Raw genomic sequence first — 23,144 nt, 5'->3', positions numbered from 1 at the left:
ACGGCGGACCACGCGGCCAACGATGTAAAAGCGTATTGGCGCCGCAGGATCAGACTGAAAACAAATCACCAGAACGGTGCAGTGGGGCATACATGGATTATCAGGTCGAGCTGGTCGCTCGTGCGTTTTACGATGCCGAGCATGAAGACTTCCTTTGGGATGGCGAAGCTGAAGTCATCAAAGACGAGTTTCGCGAATACGCTCGCAACGCTATCAATCTTCTTCATGAAGACATCGGAGTTCTTTTGATGGCGCTTGAGCGCGCGGTGGCGGAAGAGCACCCGGATCGATCGCGCGCCGCGGCCTAACTCATTCCCCTATCGAAGTAGAAGACCTGAGGATCGCGCGTTGAACGCCCGGTCCTCTTTTCATTTGGGCCGGGTTCCCCCTGGCGGCCGGCGGAACCGGAACTCAATGGGCATCCGGGGGCAGATCGGCGATCCGCTTGATCTCGAAGACGACCAGCATCAGGACCACCGACATGACCACGAGGCCAAGCGCGTTCGTGAGCACGCTCGCGCTGACCCCTGAAGCCGAGGAGACGAGGGCCAGGAGAATGAGAAACGGAAGGCCAAGGGCAATGCTGAGAACAGCAACGAAAGACCGTGACATGGGAATGGAGCCCCGAGAATATCTGGAAAGGTTCAAGTAGCCTAAGAATCGTGGAGAAAATGAGGTTGAGCCTTTCCTCCGCTCGAACCGCTCGGGTCAGAAGTCCCAGCGCTGGGCCTTCGAGACGAGAAAGTCGCGGAAGACCTGGACGCGCGCCACCGAACGCATCTCTTCCGGATAGACGAGATAGCTGTCGAGGGTCGGCATCTGCTCGTCACGAAGAACCTGCTTGACCCGTGGGTTGTTGCTCATGGCGTAGTCGGGAGCCATGCCGATCCCCGCTCCGTTCTCGATCGCCTGCCGGAGCGCCAGGCTGTCATTGACCACGAACCGGCTGGGACGAGGATCCTTGGGGTTTCGGCCCAGGCTCGTCAGATGATGCAGGTTGAGGATGAAGGGTGGCTGATCGCCGCCGAGGCAGACGATGGAGTGCCGGTCGAGGTCGTCGATGCTCTCGGGCTCCCCGAAACGCTCGATATAAGTGTGGGCCGCGTAGGCGTGATACTGGATGGTGAAAAGGCGGCGCTGGATCAGATCGGGCTGAGCCGGCAGGCGCAGGCGAATCGCGATGTCCGCCTCCCGCATCGCAAGATCCAGTTCATCGTTGGTGAGAATGAGCTGGATGTGCACTTCCGGGTAGAGATCGAGGAATTCCGCAATGCGCCGCGCGAGCCAGATGCCGCCGATGCCGACGGTCGCCGTGACCTTGAGTTCCCCTGCCGGACGCTCGCTCGTCTCGGTCAGACGCTGGCGTGTTTCGTCCAGGCGGACGCGGATGTCCTGAGCGGCCCGGAAGAGCACGTCGCCGTGCTCCGTCAGGACGAGGCCACGGGGGTGCCGATGAAAGAGCGGGACCTTCAGTTCATGCTCGAGAGCGCTGATCTGCCGGCTGATCGACGACTGGTTGACACCGAGCTTCTCGCCGGCGCGGGTGAAATTCCCGGCGCTGACGACCTCGTAGAACAGTCTGATCTTGTCCCAGTCCAATGCGGATCCCTTAGGCTGGCGGCGCGACGTGCGGCCAAATGGAGAACACGGTAGCCTGTCAGGTCAAGCCCAATCTTCAAGAGGGATGGTGCGGGGCATCGGTCTGATCGTCCTCGGGGCGCCGACGCGATGAGGATGGGGCATCCGGAACCGCAGTCCGCTGGTTGAGCGGAAACTCGATCACGCAGCGAACGCCGCCTGGTGTGAATTCAAGTTCCGTCGTCGCGTCGACCTCGTAGGGGAGGGTGCGCTCGATCAGCTCGGTGCCGAAGCCGCGCCGGCGCGGGGCCGAGGCTGCCACGCGAACACCGCTTTCCCGCCATTCCAGCCGCAGCTTGCGGTCGCCGTCGACCGCCTCGATGCGCCAGGTGATGTCGATATGGCCATCGGTCTCCGAAAGAGCCCCGTATTTGACCGCATTGGTGGCGAGCTCGTGGATCGCCATTCCCAGCTTCTCCGCTACGGCCGTCTGGAGCCGGACGGGCGGTCCGTCCACATGAGCCTTCTCGTCGTCCCGAACCGCATGGGCGAGCAACTCGTCCCTGACCAGCTCTTCCAGATTGATTCCGGCATCGGCCGTCCGGGTGGCCATGGTCTGGGTGCGGGCGAAGGCTTCGATGCGCCCTTCGAGATGCATGGCGTAGTCGTCGACCGTCTCGCTGTTCGCGGCCGTTCGCCGTGTGATCGATCGCACGACGGCCAGGGTGTTGCGGACGCGGTGCTGGAGTTCGGCGAGCAGGAGCTTGGTATGCTTCTCGCTCGCCCGCAGCGCCTCCTCTGCACGAACCCGCTCGGTGAGGTCGATTGCCACGGTCAGGCCGCCGACCACCTGTCCTGCGGCGTCGCGTCGAGCGCTGACGTTGTTCCGCACCCAGACGAGCGAGCCATCCGGGCGAAGGTGGCGGCCCTCCTGCACGAACGATTCCCCGCTGGAGACCGCACGCTCGAGCAGCCCTCCGTTGCGTCCCGCTTCCTCCGGATTCGTCAGCTCCTGAACCGTGCGGCCGACGATCTGCTCACGCGTCATGCCGAGGATCGTGCAATAGCGATCGTTGACATAGATGACACGGCTCTCGCGATCCGTCATGACGATGCCCACCTCGGCCTGCTCGGCCATGGCGCGGAAACGCTCCTCGCTTTCGCGCAGGGCCTGCTGCGCCCGGGTGAGCGGCGTGACGTCCATGAAGGTGACCACCGCGCCCCCGATATAGTTATCGACGCTGCGATAGGGCAGGACGCGGATCATGTAGCGGGTGCCCGTCGTCGGATCCTCGATCTCGCGATCGACACTGCCGAGCGTCCGTATCACGCGCCGGGCATCGTCCTGAAGCTCGTCATAGGCCACACGCGACTTGATATGCGCGATCGGACGCCCGACATCCGTCTCGACGAGGTGGAAGATCTCGGTGACAGCCGGTGTGTAGTTCATCACCCGGATGTCATTGTCGAGAAAGATCGTTGCGATCTGCGTGCTCTCCAACAGGTTCTTCAGATCGCTGTTCGAGCGACCGAGTTCCTGAACCCTGTGTGCGAGCTCGCCGTTGACGGTGGTCAGTTCCTCGTTGACGGATTGCAGCTCCTCTTTCGAGGTCTCAAGCTCCTCATTGGCGGATTGGAGCTCCTCATTCAGGGACTGGTATTCCTCGTTCGATGATTTCAGTTCCTCGTTGGTGCTCTCGAGCTCCTCGATGGTGGCCTGAAGCCTTTCGCGGGTCACGCGCAGTTCGGTCTCAAGACGCTGCACATGCTCGTCACGGAGGAAGGAACTGCCAGCCGTGGTGCTGGCCTCCTCGGCGACGGGAGCGGCGCTGTCCTTGAACACGACGACGAAGCCCGGTGCCGCGTTGGGCTGATCGCGCAGGGGCTCGACGACGATGTCGACGATCAGGCTCTTGCCGTTCGAGCCCATCCGGAGACCGTCGATCTGGATCGTCTTGTGGTCTTCGGCCGCCTTGGTCAAGGCTGCGCGGAGGTCCAGGCGCAGGTCGCTGTGAACGAGGTTCAACAGGTTGAGCGTCGCCGTGCCGCCGGCCGGCTCGATGTAGCGCCCGGTTCGCCCTGAGAAATGCATGACGTCGAAGTTCTCGTCCGTCACCACATAGGCCGGGGCGTAGCGCTCCGCGATCATCTCGGCCTGACGCGCGAAGCTGCCTTCGATCCGCCGCGGCCGCAGGAGCGACGGGCCCTCGGCGGGCTTGCGGTCGACCGCCGTGAAGGGGAAGTCCGGTAGGATCCGGGCACTCGTTTCCAGGCGTTGGAAGATGCGATAGCCGCGATCGATCGGTGCAAAGAGCCTCGTATGGCGCGAGATGTTCTCGGAGTTGCCGAGGAACAGGTAGCCTCCCGGCCTGAGCGCGAAATGGAAGAGGGGGATGACCCGGTCCTGAAGATCCGCATTGAGGTAGATCAGCAGGTTGCGGCAGGAGATCATGTCGAGGCGCGAGAACGGAGCGTCCTTGATGACGCTGTGCTGCGAGAAGATGCACATCTCCCGCAATTCCTTCACCACGCAATAGGTGTTGCCCTCCTTGACGAACCAGCGGGCCAGCCGTTCGGGGCTTACGTCCTTCGTGATGGCTTCCGTGTACCGGCCAACCCGGGCGGACGCGAGGGCGCGGCCGTCGATATCGCTCGCAAAGATCTGCACATGCGGCACGGCGTCCAGCCCCGCCATGTATTCGCGCAGCAGAATGCCGATGGAGTAGGCCTCCTCGCCCGTGGAACAGCCAAGCACCCAGATCCGGATCTGATCGCTGCGGGTCTTGCCCTCGAAGAGCTTGGGGACCACCTGCGATTCCAGAAGCTCGAATTCCCGGCGATCCCGGAAAAATTGCGTGACGCCGATGAGAAGATCGTTGAAGAGGCTCTGAGCCTCCTCGGCATGGACGCGCAGAAACTCCACGTAAGCGTCGATCGTCTCGGCCTGGACGACCTGCATGCGGCGTTGGACGCGGCGGAGGAAGGTGTTCGGCTTGTAGCCGTGGAAGTCGTGGCCGGTCTGGTTGCGCAGGATCGTGGCGATGCTGGCCAGGGCGCCCGAGATCTCGGCGGCCTCCGCCTCGAGATGGGCCGCCTCGCTGTAGCGCGCGAGATGGCTCACATAGAGCTGCACCCTCTCCGCCAGTTCCTCCGGAGGCAGGACGAAATCGACGAGAGCCGCGGGGCTGTGGTTGGGGACGATCCCTTCTCCGGCCAGTTCAGGGCTTTCTTCCGCGAGCGTGAGGCCGCCCGCTTCCTTGAGAGCCGTGACGCCGAGCGTCCCGTCCCCGTCCGTCCCGGAGAAGATGACCCCGATGGCCTTTTCTTCCTGATCCTGGGCAACCGAGATGAGGAAGCTGTCGATGGTGCCCCGCTCGCCCGGTGGCTCCTGCGCGGCACGGATATGGAAGCGACCGTCCTCGACCGTCAGGATCGTGTTGGGAGCCGACCAATAGATCTTTCCGGGTTCGACGAGGGCTCCGTGAGCCGCCGAGGTCAGGGTCAGCCCCTGCTCCGAGAGCGCTGATCTGAATCGCTCTTCGTTCAACGCCTCCCGCTGCTGGAAGACGAGAACGACCGACATCTCCTCGCCCACCTTCAGCCCGGTGAGGAAGCGCTCAAGGGAATGGCTGTCGGCCCCGGACGCTCCTGCTGCAACGACCGAGAAGACGCCCCGCCGCCCGGCTTCGCCAGTTCGGACGGATTCTGAGGAGATTGTCTTGTTGTTCTTGGCGTTGTTCTTAGCGGCCACGGTGACGATTCCCAGCTCGGGGAGGGGTTTGCCATACTATAGAGGATTGCACCACCTCTCAAAGTTCTGTCATGACGCTGCAGCCTATTCCTGGTTGTCCTGTCCGCCTTCGTCGACGCGCGGCGCGAGGGGGGTCATCGACTGGAGGACGGCCTGGCGCAAGGTGTCGGCGTAACCACGGTATTCGAGAGCCCTCTCATCGTACATCTCTGCCACCGCCTTGCGACCGCTTCGGCGTCCGTCCTCGGCCATGCGGGCGACCAGCTCGGCCCGCTCCTCGATGATGCGCAGAGCGACCCGCAGGGCTTCATCCACGGCGTTCTCCTGCTCCTTCGCGACCAGGTCGGCCGTGAAGCCGTGGCCGACCTGACAGCGGAACCGGAGCGGCTTTCCTCCGCGCACCTTGGACAGGACCCCACCGCAGGAGGGGCAGGTGAGCGCCGCAGGATCGGCGAACTTTCCGATGACCTCGCTGTCGACCCGTTCCCCGGCCGCGATGTCGACCTCCAGGCGGATGTCCGGCGGAACGGGCAGGCTTGGGCCGGCGGGCTCCCGGACCAGATCGGAGAGCACGTCGCCGATCCGGATGCTCGGCACCGACAGATCCACCGACGTCGCCTCCAAGGCGCTCCGCGGCATCTCCTCGGCGATGGCCTCGGTCGGATCCTGCACGATGGCGACGCCGCCGCAGCGCTTCACGGCCTCAAGACCCGAGGCCCCGTCGTTGAGCAATCCGCTCAGGATGATCCCGATGACCCGGGATCCGTAGGCGGCGGCGGCGGAGCGAAACAGCGGGTCGATGGCGGGGCGGGCCAGGTTTTCCCGCGGTCCCCGGCCCAGCTTGATGCACCCTTTGGTCAGGATGAGGTGATGATCCGGAACGGCCAGGTAGACATGGCCGGACGTGATCGGCATGCCATCGGCGGCGGCATGCACGGGCAGGGGCCCGGCCGCCGATGCGACCGTCGACAGGATTCCGATGCTCCGGGCCGGGATGTGCAGCACGATGAACACGGCGGCGGGCAGATCCGGGGAAAGCGCGCCCAGGATCGTCTTGAGGGGGGCCGTCGCTCCCGAGGATCCGCCGATAACGATGATGTCGCGATTGCTCATAGACGGCTCTCGGATTGTTCTCAGGGAGTGAACATCCGGTCGACGCGTCTGTTCCCGAAGGGCAGGGTGGGATGCAGATTTTTCCAGTGTTGACGGGAACTTAAGTCTTGGGAGCCGCGTCGGTAGGTGGGACGCCAACACAATGGACGCGAGCGTGGCCATGCTGGGTCGTTCAGCCGAACAGGAGGCTCTCGCCAGGGCCGAGCGCGATATTGCCGATGGGGAAAGGCGAGTGACCGACCAGATCGTCTTGATCGAAGCCTTGCGTCGTGACGGCCACGATGTGAGCGAAGCAGAGAAGCTGCTGCAAACATTTCTTGAAACGCTGGTGGCGTGGCATGGCCACCGGGACGAGATCCTGGTCGAGCTGGCGCGGCAAGGAGCATTACCCTCGACCCATGTCCAGCAAAGCCCCATGACGAAGGAATGAGGGGGAGCGATATCGCACGGGGGAGGGGCGTTTCCCGAGCCCCGAACTGGGCAATATCGTTCTGCAAAGAAGGTCTGGAGGTGCTATGATGAACCTTGCCATGCACAAACAGGCCAGTCTCAATCCTCTTCTCTGGAAGCTGGACGCCATTGCGGATCTGTCCGATCAGGACAAGCAGGCGATCTTGGACCTGCCGATGAGCGTCAAGGTTTTCGAAGCGGACAGTGACATCGTCCGTGACGGTGACCGGCCTTCGGAATGCTGCCTGGTCCTGAGCGGGTTCACCTGCCGATACAAGATCCTTTCGGACGGCAAGCGGCAGATCATGGGCTTCTATATTCCGGGCGACATTCCGGATCTGCAGAGCCTTCATCTGAAGGTGATGGACCACAGCATCGGGGCTCTCGCGACGAGCAGCATCGCGTTGATCCCGCACGAGAGCCTTCACGCCGTTCTGGAGCGGCACCCTGGCCTCGATGCTGTCATGTGGCGGGACACACTCATCGACGCGGCCATGTTTCGCGCATGGATGATCGGCATCGGGCGGCGTTCGGCTTATCAGCGCATCGCCCATCTCTTGTGCGAACTGCAGATGCGCCTCAAGGCGGTCGGGCTTGCCGGTGAGAACGGTTACGACCTGCCGGTCACCCAGAATGAGCTCGGCGATGCCCTGGGACTGTCCACGGTCCATGTCAACCGGGTGCTTCAGGATCTCAGAGGCGAGGGACTGATCGTCCTGCGCGGAGGCACGCTTCACATTCCCGACTGGGAAGCCCTTCAAGTGGCCGGCGACTTCGACCCCGCTTATCTTCACCTCAAGCGCTGATACGGCTGTCTGGGTCTGCACGACGCGCTATACGACAGAGAAGTCGATCCTGAGCGTAGTATCCTGGTCGATCGTCGCCGTCTGTACTGCGTCGACATCGACACCGATAGCACCATCGGCATAGCTGACATCGATGTCGGCGTCCTGGTCCACATCGATGGCCTGTTTCACGCCAATCGCGACCTTGATCGCGAACTTCTCCTCGAGTTCATCGTCGATATCGACATCCACATCGACGTCCTGCCGGATATCGAGATGATTGTTGACGACGAACTGGCTCTTGCCGTGCCAGCCGTCCATCATCAGGTCGAGTTCCGTATCCTGGACGATATCAACCTCGTTCTTGAGGTACAGGTCGACATAGAGAACGCCCTTGACCTCGTAGATGTCGAGATCGATCTCGGTGTTCTGGTCGATCGTCATCGACTGGTCGAGGCGCAGGAAAACACGATTGTTGGCGTCGACATCGAGCCGAATATCGGCGTCCTGCTCCATGTCCGCATCGTTGTCCATGAAGACACGGATCTTGCTTTCACCCATCCAGCCGTTGAGCAGAACGTCCGCGTCCTGGTCCACGAAGGCGGTCTGGACGATGTGGATGTCGTCGCTGTCGGGAACGGCTATCGGAATGCCGGCCGGGGTCGGCGGATCCGACGGGAGCCCGGCTCCCGGGACCGTTGCAGTTCCTGCGGCGGTCTCGGGAAGCGGCGTATGCACGCCCCCGCTCTCCAGGGCAGGCCCTGGATCCTTCTGTCCCTCGTCGGTCGCAGCCTCCTCCGGCATGCGATGCGAGGCGCCGCTCGAGGCGCCTGCTGCCGCATGAGGAGCTGCTGTGGGAGATCCGACAGAAGATCCAAAGACTGAAGACTGACCTGACTCGGTTCCGTTGTCGTCGATCTCCACGCCGGACCGGGCATGTCCGCTGATGCCATCCGTTGAACCCTTTGGCCCCGGGGACGAGAACGCATGCGAGGCCGAATCGTGTACCGCCGGAGCCAGGTCCGTTCCAAAGGGCGACGTGGCAGGCTGATGGGCCGGCTCGATGCGGGACGGTGCCGGATCGCTGGTCGGATTGGACGAATGGGAGGCCGATAGCCCAGGATCCGAGGCCGGACGGACTGGGCTGCCCTCGTCCTCGGCCGCCTGAACGATTCCATCCTGCTTGTCAGCCAGGAGCGGGAGCAGGTTTCGTGTTCCCTTGTCGGGAGGCAGCATCAGGATCGACCTCGCGCGGCCACTAAGGAAAAGACAGTGTAGAGCGCCGGTGGACCGCTGCGCCAGTCACCCATTCAGGCGCCTTACCCATCTGCCTAGACGATCCTGCATCCTTCGGCTGGTGCTCAAGCGCACAGGGACTCCGTCTCATTCTCATTCAAATGGACGACACCAGATGGGATTACGAGCCTCAGCTCAAGCCGTTGAGCTGACGGTGCCGGATGACCGCCTCCGTCCTGTTGGTGGCGTGCAGCTTTCGCATGATACGCTGGATATGCACTTTGATCGTGTTCTCGGAGATGTTGAGTGAATGGGCAATCCATTTGTTGGACCATCCCTTCTGAAGGGCCTCCAGGACATCCAGCTCCCGCGCCGTGAAGATGACCCCTGATCCGTTCGCCTCTGTCTTGAGCACGTCTCCGGTTTGCTCCACGATCTCGAAATAGGATCGCTGACCGGTATGGGGCAGGACAAGCCGTGTGGGCACCTCCGGATGTAAGTCGTGCCCATCCTTGGTTTCGGGGACGACAGGCAAGTCTCCGTTCGCGAAACGAGGGAAATATGTACCGCCAACCATCACGAGCTGAAGGGCCGCGACCGCAACCTTGAAGGAGGTGGTCATCGGGATGATGCCGCGGACGCCCATGGCAATCGCATCCCGGACATCCTTCGTCTTCATGCACATGGAGAGGATGACGATGGGCACGTCCGGACGGTTCTGGAGGATGTCTCTGGTGTCATCATTCAGCTGGCTTCCTGAGGGTGAATGCTGCTGAGACCTCAGCAGCACCAAGCCGACTGCCAACTCACCAGCATGAGCAAATTCGCTGGCCGATGAAAATCCTACGACGGGGGTGCGCGGGAACGCACTGCCGATCGCGTGGACGAGACATTCCTGCGAGAACGGCTCGTCATCGATGATGACGAGAGCCTCCTGCCTCATACCATTCGGGTCACCATCGGGCGTTGCGTACGAAAAATGCATCACAACCCTCCTTCATGTGAGGCCAATCTCATTGAATGGGTTCCCAAGAATTTTTGTGTTCCCTAGGGCGATTGATATCTACGCAACGATGGGGCACCACGATCAGGCAGGCACTATTAACAGGCCTATCCTGCCATTGATCTTCCAAACGGCGGAACTTGGCACTCGACGCTCAAGACGCAAACGGCGCGCGCTGGATATTCTCCAATAATCGTGTGCCTAGTTTAACCGTTTTTCATGGCAGTTTCTAGTAATCGAACTGCCAGGCTTAGCTTCAATTCGATCATCCCTTGAAGCATCAGCCGAGATTATTGCTCACGCTCCCTCAGGTCAGAAATCTCCAGAGCCACTCTGAATAGGTCAATTGTCACAGGTGCCTCTCCGGCATGATGAGAAAGGAAGCTTTCCCATCCTCCAACTGCCTCGGCATTCACACGGATCAAGTGAATGGCATGCACCGGGAGGCAAATTAGCGGTACGTCCTACGAGCCGCCGACGTGGAGTGCCGAAGGCGATGGTTTGCGTAAACAAATCATTGTCCTAGCCAATCCAAGACGTTCCTACCTCTTAGGGGTTACCCCATCAAAAGAGCTACCGGTTCGGCTGATCCGGCAGGTGCTCTGATGCATGTGAAAGGAGACGCGTCACCCGAATGGGCGACCGGAACCTTCTCCTCACCCATTCTGCGGCATGCAAATCGGCAACTTTCTCTCATGCCGTGCATGCAGGACTCTCTGCCAAACCGCCTCGCAACTCCACGAGGCGGCTGCAACTACTGAGGAGCGCGAGAATGGCAGACCTATCAGACCTGCTCAGCGGATTCGGGTTCGATTTCGATCTCGACGTTGAGTTGAACAACACCCTGGATCAACTGCAGAGGCAGAACACGGAGACGAATGCCAGTCAGACCTCGGCCATTGACCAGGACAACGACAACGAAGCCGCGGTCGACTACAATCCGGTTCAGCTGGCCTACAACGATGCCAGCGCCAACAACACTGCCGATACGAATGTCACCACGGACAACGACTCGGGCGTCGACTCGACCGTGACGACCGGTGGCGATTCGATTGCCACAGCCGCCAACAGCGCCAATGGCGGCGCCGCCACGGGCGGCACGACGACCGGCGGGTCCGCCACAGGCGGCGACACCGTAGGCGGTTGGACCGATAGCGGCGACTCCACGTCCGGAGACACGGCAGGAAGCAATGCGGGCGCCGTGGGCGGCGCAGGCGGATATGGGACCGGCGGGGACGGCACGAGCGGGCCGATTTATTCCGGAGACGCGGACACTGGCGATGGATCGGGTGGCAATGGTCCTGGCGGTGATGGGTACTCGGGCGATGCGGCAAGCGGCGACTCTGCCGCGACCGGCGGCGCCGGAGGCGATGGTGGCGACGGCACGGGCGGCTATGGCCGTGGCGGCTACGCGTCTGGTGGCGATGGCACTGGCGGTGACGGAGACTACGGTGCAGGCGGCGCCGGAACAGGCGGTGACGGGACGGGCGGCGCCGGCACCGGCGGTGACGGCACCGGTGGAGCGGGCGGCTATGGTGGCGCCGGCACAAGCGCCAGCGGCGACGGCACCTCAGGGGCCGGCACCGGCGGTGCCGGTTCAGGCGGCGCCGGCACGAGCGGTGCGGCGACATCCGGCGCTGCTACGGGCGGCGACGGCACGGGCGGCGCCGGCGTGGGCGGTGCGGGCGGCGCAGCTACGGCGGCTTCCGGCGATACCACGGGCGGCAGCTCCACGTCCGGTGCAGCCACGGGCGGTGACACGGCCGGCGGTGCCACGACTGCCGGGTCCGCTATGGGCGGGAATGCTTCCGCCAATGGCGGCACGGCCGCGGGCAATGCCGGGGCTCACAGCGACAACGATGCCGTGGCCGACATCGACTCCACGGCCAGCGGCAATGCCGGGGCCAGCGTGAACCAGGGCGGCGGTGGAACCGCAGCCTCCGATCAGGACATCGGTGACTTCAACTTTGGCCAGAACAACGACTCCGACGCCACGTCCACCCAGGATCAGGCGGTGACGGTCGACCTCGACCAGACGATGGATGCCACGCAGGATGCGAGCCTGGCCTTCACCTTCGACTTCGGCGACTTTGACTTCGGCTTCGTCGTCTGAGCCCCGATAACGGCGGTCCGGGGCTGCGGCACTCCCGCGGCCCCGGAGTGGCGCATGCGCGATCTTCCCCGGACGTGCGAGCGCCAGCCCGACTCCCCTGATGGTTCCGGAGATCGCGTATGGCCCTGAACTGGATGAAGGCCCGCCATCAGACAGAGGTGGAGCACGCCTTCCGGCTTTGTCGCTACTCGCTGGCCCTCGTCGCGGGCTTGAGCTTCTTCGTCAATCTGCTCGCCCTGACCATGCCGCTCTACCTGCTGCAGGTCTACGACCACGTCTTGTCGAGCCAGAGTCTCGACACGCTCTTCATGCTCACCCTCATCGTCATCTTCGCGCTGGCGCTCCATGCGGTTATCGAGGCCCTGCGCCGCGAGATGCTCGCCCGCGTCGGTGGCTGGCTCGAGGAACGCCTGCAGGCTCCCGTGCTCACCGCAGCCGTGCAGGCCGCGCTGCGGGCCGATCCCGCGGGAGCCGCGCAGGCATGGCGCGATCTCGGCACCCTGCGCCAGTTCTTCGGCGGATCGGCATGCACGGCGCTGTTCGACCTGCCGTGGACCCCGATCTTCCTGCTCGCCATGACCCTCGTTCACCCGCTGCTGGGTGCCATTGGGATCGTGGCTTCCCTCATCCTGTTCGGCTTCGCATGGCTCAACGAGACCGTAACCCGGGCTCCTTTCGCGCGGGCGTCCGCAGCCTCATCCGAAAGCCAGCACCGCTTCGAGTCGCTGATGCGCAACGTGGAGGCGATCACCGCCATGGGCATGCTGCCTGGCGTGGCACGGATCCTGGCCGACGAGCAGGCGCATGCCAAGGCCGCCCAGCTGACGGCCGGCTCGCGGGCTTCGGCGATCCAGGCGCTAGCCCGCTTCGTCCGTTTCCTCGCGCAGGTGCTGGTGATGGCGGCAGCCTCCTTCCTCGTCATCAGGCACGATGTCAGCCCGGCCGCGATCTTCGCCGCCTCGATCCTGCTCGGCCGCTCCCTCGGCCCCGTCGAGGGAGCCATCGGCACCTGGAAGGCCGTCACCAACGTGCGGCTCGCCTATGACCGCATCCGGCGCATCATGCAGGCCGCCCCGCCGCCCGTGAAAGGCATGGAGCTGCCCCCACCCAGCGGCCTCCTCGAAGTTGAGCAGCTCACCTACGTGCCGCCTGGATCGACCGAGCCTGTCGTGCGCCGCCTCTCGATGATGGTCTGCGCCGGCAAGGTGCTCGGTGTCGTCGGGCCCTCAGGAGCCGGAAAGTCGACCCTTGGTCGCCTGATCGCCGGCACCGTGCCGCCGACCACGGGGCATGTGCGCCTCGACGGGGCCGATGTCGGGGTGTGGATGGCCTCCGGGGGACATCGTTACTTCGGCTATCTGCCCCAGGACGTCGAGCTCTTCGCCGGGACCGTCGCGGAGAACATCTCCCGCCTGTCCGAGGCGAGTTCCACGGATGTCATTGCGGCGGCGCGGTTGGTGGATCTTCACGATACCGTCATGCGGCTGCCCAGGGGCTATGACACTCATATCGGCGAGGGCGGGGCGCGGCTCTCCGGCGGCCAGCGCCAAAAGCTCGGGCTCGCGCGTGCGTTTTTCGGCGACCCTCGTTTGATCGTTCTCGACGAGCCGAATGCAAGCCTCGACCCCGAAGGCGAGGAGGCGCTCCGTCGAGCCATCGACGAGATGAAGTCCCGCGGCGCAACAATCATCGTCATTGCCCAGCGCCTCGGCATTTTGTCCGTTGCCGATAACGTGCTCGTACTCGACAACGGCCTGGTCAACGCCTATGGCGAGCGCCGCGAGATCGCCGAGAAAATCGCACAGGGACGGACGGCGATCAGGGTCGCGCAGCAGGCGAGGGCGAAGCCTGAAACGCGCATGCCGAAGGTCAACGAAGGACCGATGATCACCGCACCCGGTCAGCAGGCCGGCAAGGGAGCCGCATGATGGCCAGAACATCGCCCGTCATCGATCTCTCCGATGTCCTGCCCCCGCCACCCCCCACTCCGTTCCATCGGATCCGGTGGTTGACGGCCTTCGCGTTCGGGCTCGTGGTCGTGTTCATCGGCGGCTTCGGCATTTGGTCTGTCACGGCGCCGCTCGAAAGCGCCGCCATCGCAATCGGCTCGGTCGAGGCCGAAACGAGCCGCAAGACGGTGCAGCACTTGGAAGGCGGCATCGTCGCCAGGATTCTGGTGAAGGACGGTGATGCCGTGACGACCGGCCAGCCGCTGATTCAGCTCGACGATACGCGGGCCAGATCCAGCGCCGAGGCGCTTCGGGGACAGCTGCGCGAGGCTCAGGCCCGCGAGGCGCGGCTGCTCGCCGAGCGAGACGGGAATGACACGATCCAGTTCCCGCTGCCCCTGCGCCAAGCGGCCGAGACGGATGCAGCGCTCGATGAGATGCTCGCCGGACAGCAGCGAATCTTCAACAGCCGCCGCCAGCTCTACCAGTCGCAGCTCGCTGTGCTGATCCAGCGGCAGCAGCAGATCTCGCGCCAGATGCTGGGCCTGAGGTACCAGGTGAGCGCTGCGGCGAAGCGTGCGGAGATCATCAAGAAGGAGATGGAATCGATTGCGCCCCTCGTCGCCAGGGGTGTCATCGCGCAGCCGCGCAAGCTGGCGCTTGAGCGCGAACAGGCCGAGATCGACGGGCGGCAGGGCCAGGCGCAGGAGGAAATGGCGCGTGCCGAACAGGGTGTCGGCGAAGCCAACGCTCAGATCCTCAAGCTGCGCAGCGACCGGGAGGCCGAGATCGCTCAGAGCCTCCGCGAGGTGCAGGCGCTCCTCTTCCAGCTCTCCGAACGGGCCGAGGCCGCTCAGGACGTGCTCGCCCGCACCCAGGTGCGCGCGCCCGAGGACGGGGTCGTGACGGATCTCCGAATTCGGACGCCCGGCGGGGTCGTAGGGGAGGGCCAGCCATTGCTCGACCTCGTGCCGAAGCACGATCGCCTCATCATCACCGCCCAGGTGAGACCCGACGACATCGATGTCGTCCACCCCGGGTTACCGGCGCAGGTGCGGCTCATGCCCTACAAGCACCGCCGCGTTCCTCCCGTGGAGGGAACGCTCACCTATGTGTCGGCCGACCGCATGACCGACAAGACCACGGAGCGCTCGTTCTACACGGCGCGCATCCGTCTCGACGAGCATTCGCTGTCATCCTTGCCGGGGGTCGAGGTGATGGCCGGTATGCCCGTCGAGGTTCTGATCAAGACCGGCAAATTCACCGCAGCCGGCTACATGCTGCGCCCTGTGATGGACAGCTTCAATCGCGCGTTCCGCGAGGACTGAGGCACGCCGCGAGAGTGTATATCGAAGTCTAGGCCGATCATCCGAATAGCATCGGTGGTGAATGGGAGCCCGATGCTACGAGGTTCACTCAGCGGCCGTGCGTCCCTCGTCCCCGGTTCCTCGCTGAGCGTCCCATTGCATCTCGACCGCGTTGCGATGCTCGCCCTCGGCGTCGGCCGGAACTTGCTCTGTCCCTGGTGGTCGAGGCTGCGGCTCCAGAACGATCTTCTGCCGCTCGGGGTCCCAGCGTGCGGTCACCCGGTCGCTTTCATGGACCTCGTCCGCCAGCATCGCCCGGGCCGATTGCGTCTCGAACTCCGTGCGGATCAGTCGCCGCAGCTCGCGCGCTCCGAACTCGGGCCGGAAGCCGGCAGCGGCAAGATGATCGACGACGCTGTCATCGATCGCAAGATCGAGTCCCTGGCCATGAGCCGTCCGCCTGACGCGCTCCAGCTGAAGCTCGACGATGGAGCGGCTTTCGCTGCGGGTTAGGGCATGAAAGACGATGATCTCGTCGATGCGGTTGATGAATTTCGGCCGGAAATGGCTACGAAGGACGTCCATCAGCTCCGTGATGGTGACCTTGTGGTGCGCTTCGGGAGTATCGCGCAAGCCCCGCAGGATCATGATGGTCCGGGCAACCGTCGGCTCGGGGACGAAGACCGGCTGGAAGCGACGCTCCAGGGCAGCATCCTTCTCAATGTGTTTCTGGTATTCGTTGAGTGTCGTGGCACCGATCAGGTTGAGCTCGCCACGGGCCAGCGTCGGCTTGAACACGTTGTCGTGTCGAGCCCGCTTTCGCCGCCGCCGTGGCCAGCCCCCACGATGGTGTGGATTCCGTCGATGAACAGAATGAGCTCGTTGTTCCGCTCCGTGACCTCCTTGAGGATCTGCTGGGCGCGCTCCTCGAACTCGCCCCGATATTTCGAGCCGGCCACCATCGAGTTGATCGAGAGTTCGACGCGGCGTTTGTCCCGGAGGCTCTCGGGCACCTCGCCGGCGACGATGCGCTGCGCGAGCCCCTCGACGATGGCCGTCTTGCCGACACCCGGCTCGCCGATGAGAACCGGATGCCACAGATGTCACAAATTCCGTCCGCCACGGCTTTCCTCCATGCTGTCGATTCTGCCTGACGGGTGTCGTGATCCGGCAGATGTCGGCCTTGCGTGCGACTTCGGCGCGGTTGTTCCTCATCGGCGGCTGCCATGTTCGGTACGCAGATCTGTCGATCCCCGAGCGAGAATACAATTTCGCTGGGCGGTTGCTCTGGAGCGGCCATTCTTGTTCAGAACATCACGAAATCTGGATCGGCAGCGGGCAGCCCGACGAATAATGGAGGGCTGCCATGACCAAGCTTGGGCTTGAAGACAACTCACAGAAGAGCAAGTGATGATAATCCGAATGATCGCGGTCAGCAAAAGAGCGGCTGGATCGGTCACAAAGATACCGTGACCTGTCAGACCTTTCCGGCTGCCGACGCGTTTCAATGCCACTGTACTCCTCACAAGCCTGAACCATCCGCAATCGACGAGGCAACCCATGTCGCACGCGAAACTCTTCACACCCTTCCGGGTCGGGGATCTGGAACTCGCCAACCGAATCGTCATCGCTCCCATGTGCCAATACTCGGCCGAGGACGGCTGCATGAACGATTGGCACATGATTCATCTGGGTCAGCTTGCTCTCTCGGGGGCAGCGCTGCTCACCATCGAGGCGACGGCGGTCACGCCCGAAGGCCGGATCACCTACGGGGACGTCGGGCTCTATTCGGACGCATGCGAGGCTGCGATGGGCCGCGTTCTGGACGGCATCCGGCGCTGGTCCGACATGCCTGTCGCGATCCAGCTCGGCCATGCCGGGCGAAAGGCCTCGACCGAAGTGCCCTGGAAGGGGGGCCGGCAGATCGCCCCCGATCATGCCAATGGTTGGAAGACGGAGGCGCCTTCCGCGATCCCGCAGGAGAGCGGCGAGGCTTCTCCGGCGGCTCTGGACCGGGATGGTCTTGCGCGGGTACGGAACGCCTTTGCCGAGGCGGCCGTGCGGGCTGCGAGGCTCGGCCTCGAGGCCGTTCAGATTCATGCGGCTCATGGCTACCTGCTTCACCAGTTTCTGTCGCCGCTCTCCAACCAGCGGGACGACAGCTATGGCGGATCGCTCGAAAACCGGATGCGCTTCCCGCTCGAGGTGTTCGATGCCGTTCGGGCCGTGTTCCCGGCCGGGCGCCCGGTGACGGTGCGGGTGTCTGGCACGGACTGGGCGCCGGGCGGCTGGACCATCGAGGAGACGGTGGAATTTGCCAGGGCCCTCGAGGCGCGCGGCTGCAGTGCGATCCATGTCTCGAGCGGAGGCTTGACACCAGCACAAAAGATCCCCGTGGGACCGAGCTACCAAGTGCCTCTGGCCCGCGCGGTGAAACCGGTCGGCATGCCCGTCATCGCCGTCGGTCTCATCACGGATTTCGTGCAGGCGGAATCCATCCTCGTCACCGGGGACGCCGATCTGATCGCCCTTGCCCGTGCGATCCTCTACGATCCTCGCTGGCCCTGGCATGCGGCTGCGCATTTCGGCGCGGCGGTCCGGGCGCCAAGCCAGTACCTGCGCTCCCAGCCGCGGCAATATCCGGATCTCTTCAAGATGCGCGCAGACGATTGAGGGCGGCGCGCGTGACGAAGCCGGCTGCTGCGGGTTACCTGCTGACCTACCGCCAGTCCGTTGCGCCTGATCGCGCCTGATCCCGACCGGACCGGGCGCCCCCTTCGGCGGTTTCGGGTAAGGCTCGTGTCTTCTCATCGCGGGCCATCATCTGCATGGCCGGACCGTCGGTGATGAGGCGCGCTCCACGCTGGTAGGTCAGATAGTTCCACAACCAGCTGAACGCCACGACGGCACGGTTCCGCAGGCCGATCAGGAAGTAGACGTGCGCGAAGCCCCAGAACAGCCAGCCGATAAAGCCCGTGAGATGAACCGACTTGAGCTTCACCACGGCGGCCTTGCGCCCGATCGTGGCGAGATCGCCCTGATGGCGGTACCGGAACGGCCCCGGTAAGGGTCTGCTCTCGACCTTCGCGGCGATCATGTCGGCCACATAGCGGCCCATCTGCTTGGCCGCCGGCGCGATTCCCGGCACCGGCTTGCCGGCCGCGTCGGTCACAGTCGCGGTGTCGCCGATCACAAAAATCTCCGGCCTGCCCGGAACGGTCAGATCAGGCCCGACCTTGACCCGCCCGGCGCGATCCTGCTCCACCCCGAGCCACGCGCCGGCCGGAGAAGCCACGACGCCTGCGGCCCATATGACCGTGCCGGCCTCGATCCGCGCCTCCTCGAGGTCGACCCCGGCCTCATCGCAGTTCGTGACCCGCGCGAGCGTCCTGACCTCCACGCCCATCCGCTCGAGCGCCCGATGGGCATAGGTTGAAAGATCCTCTGGAAACGTCGGCAGCAGGCGGGGCCCCGCCTCGATCAGGATCACCCGGGCCGCATGCGGGTCGATGCGCCGGAATTCGGCCGGAAGGGCATGATGAGCCACCTCCGCAATGGCGCCGGCCATCTCGACGCCGGTGGGGCCGCCGCCCACGACCACAAATGTCAGAAGACGGCGCTGTTCGTCAGGATCGTCGGTCAGTTCGGCGTGCTCGAAGGCGAGAAGAACCTTCCGGCGGATGGAGGTCGCATCCTCGATCTGCTTCAGCCCTGGAGCGACAGTGGCCCATTCCGGGTGTCCGAAATAGGAATGGGTCGCGCCTGTCGCGAGGACGAGAAAGTCGTAAGGGACGTCCACCGGTCCCGCCCTGACACTGCACGCATCCACATCGATGCCGGTGACATTCGCCAGGAGAACCGTCGTGTTCCTCTGCCGCCTGAGGATGCCGCGGATCGGCCAGGCTATGTCGGCCGGCGACAGGGCCGCCGTGGCGACCTGGTAGAGGAGTGGTTGGAAGTAGTGGTAGTTGTGACGGTCGATGACCGTCACGTCGACCGGCACCCGCGCCAGGGATTGAGCGACCGTCAGCCCTCCGAAGCCCGCCCCGACGATCACGACCTTTGGTCTATCAGCGGTCATTCCGCCTCTCGCTTGCTGTTGGGTGGAAAGGGATGCCCTTCATCGGAAGGCCCCAACCCTCGCAATGGGCGGAAACCCCGATGTTTCGCCCTTATGGCAATTTTATTGCATGTCCTTCCAGATATCCAGACATCTGCGGGCGCAGGGACTTACCATAGGGAGCGCCAGGATCGCCCATCCGAGTCGGGCTTCTTCCAGGGTCGTCTGCCGCCTTTCGGTTCCTTGTTCCCCAGGGTTCGAGTGGCTTACCCGATCTTTGGAGTATAGCGATAGCTCTGGGTCGGGCGGTCCAGCACCCGCCGTCCCATCAGGCTCGCCACGAGATCCACCATGAGCAGGGCTGTCCGGCCGCGCTCATCGAGGAACGGGTTGAGTTCGACAAGGTCGAGGCTCCCCACGAGGCCGCTGTCGTGGAGGATCTCCATGATGAGGTGCGCCTCGCGGAAGGTCGCGCCGCCAGGAACGGTGGTGCCGACCCCAGGCGCGATCGCCGGATCGAGGAAATCCACGTCGAGGCTCACGTGGAGAACCCCATTGGCCGCTGCGACACGCTTCAGGAAGGCGTCGAGGAGCGACACGACGCCGTTCTCGTCGATGGACCGCATGTCGTGAACCGTCACGCCCGCCGTCTGCAGCGCCGAGCGCTCTGCCGGATCGACGCTGCGGATGCCCATCATGCAGACGTTCTGAGGCTTGATGGGGGCGGCGAGGGCGGGAAAATAGCCTTCGAACCCGCTGCGCCCGGTTGCATAGGCCATGGGCACCCCATGGAGGTTTCCGCTCGTGGTGGTGGTAAGGGTATGGAAATCCGGATGCGAGTCGAGCCACAGGACGAAGAACTCGCGACCTTCCTCCGCGGCCCGGCGCGCAAGCCCCGTCATGGAGCCGGCCGAGAGGCTGTGGTCTCCGCCGGCAAAGATCGGCATGCCGTCGCGGCTTGCCTGATAGGCTGCCTCGGCGATGGCTTCGGTCCAGGCGACGGTTTCTGGGAGCGCCTTGATGGCGAGATTCGGATGCTGCAGATCGCGGAGCGGCCTGGGTGCGATGTTGCCCCGATCCTCCACGATATAGCCGAGATTCTGCAACTCGCTGATCAAGCCGGCGGTCCGGAAGGCGCTCGGCCCCATATCGCAGCCGAGCCGGCCGGCGCCCTCCTGAACCGGTACGCCCAGAACGATACACGGCTTCGATGTCATTCCGTTCTCCCTTCGGATTTCGCGGGATCAACCTGCGGCGACCGTGAATTGAGCAGTAAAGTTTGACAAAAGGATAATGCGGGCTGGGCGTATGCATACCTCGGATCGCACGGTGTGTTGGCGCTTTCGGTTCTAGGTGGGCTTCTGTGATGCGTGAGGAGCAGCAGGCACATGGCCATCGCTGGCCGCCGCGGCTGGAATCGGCGCGAAGATCGGGATCGGTTCCCTGCGCCCAGCGAGAGGTTCAAGCCCGATTTCCCGCCATGCCGTGCGATCGGGCGAGCCCTCGACGGCTGCCCCCGAGGCCAGGATCATCTCACCATACCGCTTCGTCGCCTGCTCGAGACGCGAGGCGACGTTCACCGCATCGCCCAGGACCGTGAACTCCATCCGCTCCTCGTCGCCGACGATCCCGCAGAACACCTCGCCGACGTGGATCCCGATGCCGATCCGCACGGTATGGGGCAGTTCACGGGTCGCGTTCCAGGCGGCCACGATGCGGACGAGATCATGCGCGAAGGCGAGGGCTCGCGCCGCGTCGTCGCCGGTCTCGTCCGGCACGCCGAACAGGATCAGCGCCCCGTCCCCGATAAACTTGTCGACGAAGCCGCGGTGGTTGCGGACGGCTCCCAGGATCCGGGTTCTGAAAGCCGTGAAGAACTGAGACAGGCGCTCCGGGTCCATGCCTTCGGCCAGACCGGTGGAGTCGCGGATATCGACGAAGACGATCACGGCTTTCTGACGACGCCCGCGGCGCAGGTTGACGTCGCCGGCCGCCACCCGGGGGGCGATCTCGGCCGGGAGAAAGCGCGACAGGCTCGCCCGCCCGATGGCATCCCTGACGGCGGAGGCCAGGAGGCGCCGCGACCGGATGATGCCGAAGGCCGTCGCTGCGCCCGCAAGGAGAAGCAGTTCGAGCCGCATCACGTTGACCGGCATCGAGAACAGGCGATGCCATGCGGGCGCCGCCATGGCGGCAGGATCCAGGACCAGACGGTGGTCCAACGCGACGGCAATCCCGATCAGACCGATCGCCAGGAGCGCGATGGCACAGAGCTGGACTTTCACGTCGTAGCGGAGGGCCCCGACGGCGAGAACGAGCGGCGCCGCCCAGGTGATTGGCGCGGACGGCAGGGCGTTGCCGGGCAGTCCGCGTTCGCCGACGGCAAAGAACGCGATGACGAGGACAAGCCCCACATCCATCACCATGAACAGGTAGGCGAAACCGTGGCGCCAGCGCTGCGGCACCGCGAGCACGATGCTGACGGCCCCGACGAGGAGGAAGCCGAAGGAGGCGATCCAGGCGTTCCGCTCGAACATGTCGAGGGTCATTCCCGTCAAACGAAGCAGAATGCGATCAGCGAGGATCACGGTCGTGAAGACGCACAGGCCGATGGCCACGCGCAGCCATCCGATCAGCCGCTCCGCGGCAACCTCATGACGCCTCATCAGGGCCGCGACGAGGTCCCCCTCGAGGGGGCGATCCGGCAGGTTGATGAACGGCTCTGCTTCCCGGGATGGATCCTTCGCGCGCAGATCTGGCCGCATGATGGCCTCCCGGCTCCTCGGCTCCATAGCTCAGGCTATGGCCCGATTAGAACACGAACCGCCCCTGCGCGGCCAGAGGGGGCACATGGATGTCCCCTCTTCCATTCTCCTCAGACAATCGGGATGACCCCGCCCGGCGACCGCGTCATCCGACCGGCAGCGATTTCGTCCGGCCGACTGCGCTGACGCGGCTCTCCAAGGCCAGTGATCCGCTAGCCTTTGATGAAGGCGAGCACGTCGGCGTTGAACCGGTCCGCCTCGGTCTGCGCCAACCCGTGGGGAGCCCCTAGGTAGACCTTGAGCTCGGCGCCCTTGACGATCTTCGCGGTCTTTTCCGCCGATGCCTTGATCGGCACGATCTGGTCGTCGTCGCCGTGGATCACGAGCGTCGGCTTGTCGATCTTCTTGAGATCTTCGGTGTAGTCGACCTCCGAGAACTCGTGGACGCAGTCGTATTCGCCCTTGATGCCGCCCATCATGCCCTGGAGCCAGAAGGACTCGCGCAGGCCCTCATTGGCCTTCGCGCCGTCACGGTTGAACCCGTAGAACGGCATGGTGAGGTCCTTGAAGAATTGCGAGCGGTCACCGGCAGTGTTCTGGCGGATGCCGTCGAAGACGTCGATCGGCGTGCCTTCCGGATTGGCCTCGGTCTTCAGCATGAGCGGCGGCACGGCACCGACGAGGACGACCTTCGCAACTCGCCCGGTGCCGTGGCGGCCGATGTAGTGCGCAACCTCGCCGCCACCGGTGGAATGGCCGATCATGATGACGTCTCTGAGATCGAGCGTCTCGATCAGTTCGGCCAGGTCGTCCGCATACTGATCCATGTGGTTGCCGTCCCAGGTCTGGTCCGAGCGACCATGGCTGCGGCGGTCATGCGCGATGACGCGGTAGCCCTGCTGGCCAAAGAACAGCATCTGGCCGTCCCAGGCATCGGCCGAAAGCGGCCAGCCATGGGAGAACAGGATCGGCTGTCCCGCTCCCCAGTCCTTGTAGAATATCTTCGTCCCGTCCTTCGTCGTGATCGTCCCCAT

18 protein-coding genes and 1 pseudogene are annotated in these 23,144 nt (G+C 64.1%); 7 read left to right on the top strand and 12 right to left on the bottom strand.

Annotation, left to right across the window (positions count from 1 at the left end; translation table 11 throughout):
• Window positions 1–92 precede the first annotated feature (92 nt).
• A complete protein-coding gene (locus HPT29_RS23565) occupies window positions 93–308 on the top strand; it encodes a hypothetical protein (protein WP_173949400.1) in 216 nt (71 codons plus the stop codon).
• Between the two features lie 103 nt (window positions 309–411).
• On the opposite strand, the gene HPT29_RS23560 is transcribed toward HPT29_RS23565, so the two are convergent.
• The 4 genes from HPT29_RS23560 to HPT29_RS23545 all read right to left on the bottom strand — a co-directional run bounded on the left by HPT29_RS23560 (window position 412) and on the right by HPT29_RS23545 (window position 6,442).
• The gene (locus tag HPT29_RS23560; protein ID WP_173949399.1) at window positions 412–612 is read right to left on the bottom strand and encodes a hypothetical protein; all 201 of its coding nucleotides are present in this window, start codon (window positions 610–612) and stop codon (window positions 412–414) included.
• Between the two features lie 96 nt (window positions 613–708).
• Window positions 709–1,599, bottom strand: coding sequence for a LysR family transcriptional regulator (locus HPT29_RS23555; protein ID WP_173949398.1), 891 nt, complete (start codon window positions 1,597–1,599; stop codon window positions 709–711).
• Window positions 1,600–1,675: 76 nt separating this feature from the next.
• On the bottom strand, window positions 1,676–5,293 hold the full coding sequence (locus HPT29_RS23550) for a CheR family methyltransferase (protein ID WP_173949466.1): 3,618 nt from the start codon (window positions 5,291–5,293) through the stop codon (window positions 1,676–1,678).
• Window positions 5,294–5,413: 120 nt separating this feature from the next.
• Entirely contained in the window at window positions 5,414–6,442 is a 1,029-nt protein-coding gene (locus HPT29_RS23545; RefSeq protein ID WP_173949397.1) for a chemotaxis protein CheB, read from the bottom strand.
• Window positions 6,443–6,584: 142 nt separating this feature from the next.
• On the opposite strand from HPT29_RS23545, the gene HPT29_RS23540 reads away from it, so the two are divergent.
• Both HPT29_RS23540 and HPT29_RS23535 read left to right on the top strand, forming a co-directional pair.
• Complete coding sequence (locus HPT29_RS23540; protein ID WP_173949396.1) at window positions 6,585–6,872, top strand: hypothetical protein; 288 nt, start codon at window positions 6,585–6,587, stop codon at window positions 6,870–6,872.
• A gap of 85 nt (window positions 6,873–6,957) precedes the next feature.
• On the top strand, window positions 6,958–7,698 hold the full coding sequence (locus tag HPT29_RS23535; RefSeq protein ID WP_349774707.1) for a Crp/Fnr family transcriptional regulator: 741 nt from the start codon (window positions 6,958–6,960) through the stop codon (window positions 7,696–7,698).
• A gap of 27 nt (window positions 7,699–7,725) precedes the next feature.
• On the opposite strand, the gene HPT29_RS23530 is transcribed toward HPT29_RS23535, so the two are convergent.
• On the bottom strand, window positions 7,726–8,913 hold the full coding sequence (locus HPT29_RS23530) for a hypothetical protein (RefSeq protein ID WP_173949394.1): 1,188 nt from the start codon (window positions 8,911–8,913) through the stop codon (window positions 7,726–7,728).
• A 190-nt stretch (window positions 8,914–9,103) separates the two neighbouring features.
• On the bottom strand, window positions 9,104–9,898 hold the full coding sequence (locus tag HPT29_RS23525; RefSeq protein ID WP_173949393.1) for a response regulator transcription factor: 795 nt from the start codon (window positions 9,896–9,898) through the stop codon (window positions 9,104–9,106).
• Window positions 9,899–10,688: 790 nt separating this feature from the next.
• Between HPT29_RS23525 and HPT29_RS23520 the strand changes: the two genes are divergently transcribed.
• The 3 genes from HPT29_RS23520 to HPT29_RS23510 all read left to right on the top strand — a co-directional run bounded on the left by HPT29_RS23520 (window position 10,689) and on the right by HPT29_RS23510 (window position 15,306).
• Entirely contained in the window at window positions 10,689–12,029 is a 1,341-nt protein-coding gene (locus HPT29_RS23520; RefSeq protein WP_173949392.1) for a hypothetical protein, read from the top strand.
• 119 nt (window positions 12,030–12,148) lie between these two features.
• Window positions 12,149–13,957: a type I secretion system permease/ATPase gene (locus HPT29_RS23515; RefSeq protein WP_247654740.1), complete on the top strand. Its 1,809-nt coding sequence runs from the start codon at window positions 12,149–12,151 to the stop codon at window positions 13,955–13,957.
• Window positions 13,957–15,306 carry an HlyD family type I secretion periplasmic adaptor subunit gene (locus HPT29_RS23510; protein ID WP_259060318.1) on the top strand — a complete coding sequence of 450 codons (1,350 nt, stop codon included), beginning with the start codon at window positions 13,957–13,959 and terminating at the stop codon, window positions 15,304–15,306. Before HPT29_RS23515 ends, HPT29_RS23510 begins: the two co-directional genes overlap by 1 nt.
• Before the next feature lie 84 nt (window positions 15,307–15,390).
• Here HPT29_RS23510 and HPT29_RS28950 read toward each other — a convergent pair whose 3' ends face one another.
• Window positions 15,391–15,759 carry a ClpB D2-like domain containing protein gene (locus HPT29_RS28950; RefSeq protein WP_432807311.1) on the bottom strand — a complete coding sequence of 123 codons (369 nt, stop codon included), beginning with the start codon at window positions 15,757–15,759 and terminating at the stop codon, window positions 15,391–15,393.
• 72 nt (window positions 15,760–15,831) lie between these two features.
• Window positions 15,832–16,379 (bottom strand): annotated as a pseudogene (locus HPT29_RS28945) (AAA family ATPase); the annotation flags it as partial.
• Window positions 16,380–16,845: 466 nt separating this feature from the next.
• Between HPT29_RS28945 and HPT29_RS23495 the strand changes: the two are divergent.
• Window positions 16,846–17,958 carry an NADH:flavin oxidoreductase/NADH oxidase gene (locus HPT29_RS23495; protein WP_173949390.1) on the top strand — a complete coding sequence of 371 codons (1,113 nt, stop codon included), beginning with the start codon at window positions 16,846–16,848 and terminating at the stop codon, window positions 17,956–17,958.
• A 46-nt stretch (window positions 17,959–18,004) separates the two neighbouring features.
• Here the strand turns inward: HPT29_RS23495 and HPT29_RS23490 are convergent, their stop codons facing one another.
• From HPT29_RS23490 to HPT29_RS23475, 4 genes are all read right to left on the bottom strand, one after another.
• Complete coding sequence (locus HPT29_RS23490; RefSeq protein ID WP_173949389.1) at window positions 18,005–19,366, bottom strand: NAD(P)/FAD-dependent oxidoreductase; 1,362 nt, start codon at window positions 19,364–19,366, stop codon at window positions 18,005–18,007.
• A 245-nt stretch (window positions 19,367–19,611) separates the two neighbouring features.
• A complete protein-coding gene (rocF, locus tag HPT29_RS23485; protein WP_173949388.1) occupies window positions 19,612–20,562 on the bottom strand; it encodes an arginase in 951 nt (316 codons plus the stop codon).
• 132 nt (window positions 20,563–20,694) lie between these two features.
• Window positions 20,695–22,110: an adenylate/guanylate cyclase domain-containing protein gene (locus HPT29_RS23480; protein ID WP_173949387.1), complete on the bottom strand. Its 1,416-nt coding sequence runs from the start codon at window positions 22,108–22,110 to the stop codon at window positions 20,695–20,697.
• A gap of 212 nt (window positions 22,111–22,322) precedes the next feature.
• Window positions 22,323–23,144: an alpha/beta fold hydrolase gene (locus tag HPT29_RS23475; RefSeq protein WP_173949386.1), complete on the bottom strand. Its 822-nt coding sequence runs from the start codon at window positions 23,142–23,144 to the stop codon at window positions 22,323–22,325.

This window comes from Microvirga terrae, from assembly GCF_013307435.2.
Lineage (GTDB): Bacteria > Pseudomonadota > Alphaproteobacteria > Rhizobiales > Beijerinckiaceae > Microvirga > Microvirga terrae.
This window is presented reverse-complemented; position numbering and strand designations above follow the sequence as displayed.

Coding starts and splice junctions, on each gene's coding strand:
- HPT29_RS23565 (WP_173949400.1), top strand. CDS start 93: ATGGATTATCAGGTCGAGCTGGTCGCTCGTGCGTTTTACGATGCCGAG.
- HPT29_RS23560 (WP_173949399.1), bottom strand. CDS start 612: ATGTCACGGTCTTTCGTTGCTGTTCTCAGCATTGCCCTTGGCCTTCCG.
- HPT29_RS23545 (WP_173949397.1), bottom strand. CDS start 6,442: ATGAGCAATCGCGACATCATCGTTATCGGCGGATCCTCGGGAGCGACG.
- HPT29_RS23540 (WP_173949396.1), top strand. CDS start 6,585: ATGGACGCGAGCGTGGCCATGCTGGGTCGTTCAGCCGAACAGGAGGCT.
- HPT29_RS23535 (WP_349774707.1), top strand. CDS start 6,958: ATGATGAACCTTGCCATGCACAAACAGGCCAGTCTCAATCCTCTTCTC.
- HPT29_RS23530 (WP_173949394.1), bottom strand. CDS start 8,913: ATGCTGCCTCCCGACAAGGGAACACGAAACCTGCTCCCGCTCCTGGCT.
- HPT29_RS23525 (WP_173949393.1), bottom strand. CDS start 9,898: ATGCATTTTTCGTACGCAACGCCCGATGGTGACCCGAATGGTATGAGG.
- HPT29_RS23520 (WP_173949392.1), top strand. CDS start 10,689: ATGGCAGACCTATCAGACCTGCTCAGCGGATTCGGGTTCGATTTCGAT.
- HPT29_RS23515 (WP_247654740.1), top strand. CDS start 12,149: ATGGCCCTGAACTGGATGAAGGCCCGCCATCAGACAGAGGTGGAGCAC.
- HPT29_RS23510 (WP_259060318.1), top strand. CDS start 13,957: ATGGCCAGAACATCGCCCGTCATCGATCTCTCCGATGTCCTGCCCCCG.
- HPT29_RS23495 (WP_173949390.1), top strand. CDS start 16,846: ATGTCGCACGCGAAACTCTTCACACCCTTCCGGGTCGGGGATCTGGAA.
- HPT29_RS23490 (WP_173949389.1), bottom strand. CDS start 19,366: ATGACCGCTGATAGACCAAAGGTCGTGATCGTCGGGGCGGGCTTCGGA.
- rocF (WP_173949388.1), bottom strand. CDS start 20,562: ATGACATCGAAGCCGTGTATCGTTCTGGGCGTACCGGTTCAGGAGGGC.
- HPT29_RS23480 (WP_173949387.1), bottom strand. CDS start 22,110: ATGCGGCCAGATCTGCGCGCGAAGGATCCATCCCGGGAAGCAGAGCCG.
- HPT29_RS23475 (WP_173949386.1), bottom strand. CDS start 23,144: ATGGGGACGATCACGACGAAGGACGGGACGAAGATATTCTACAAGGAC.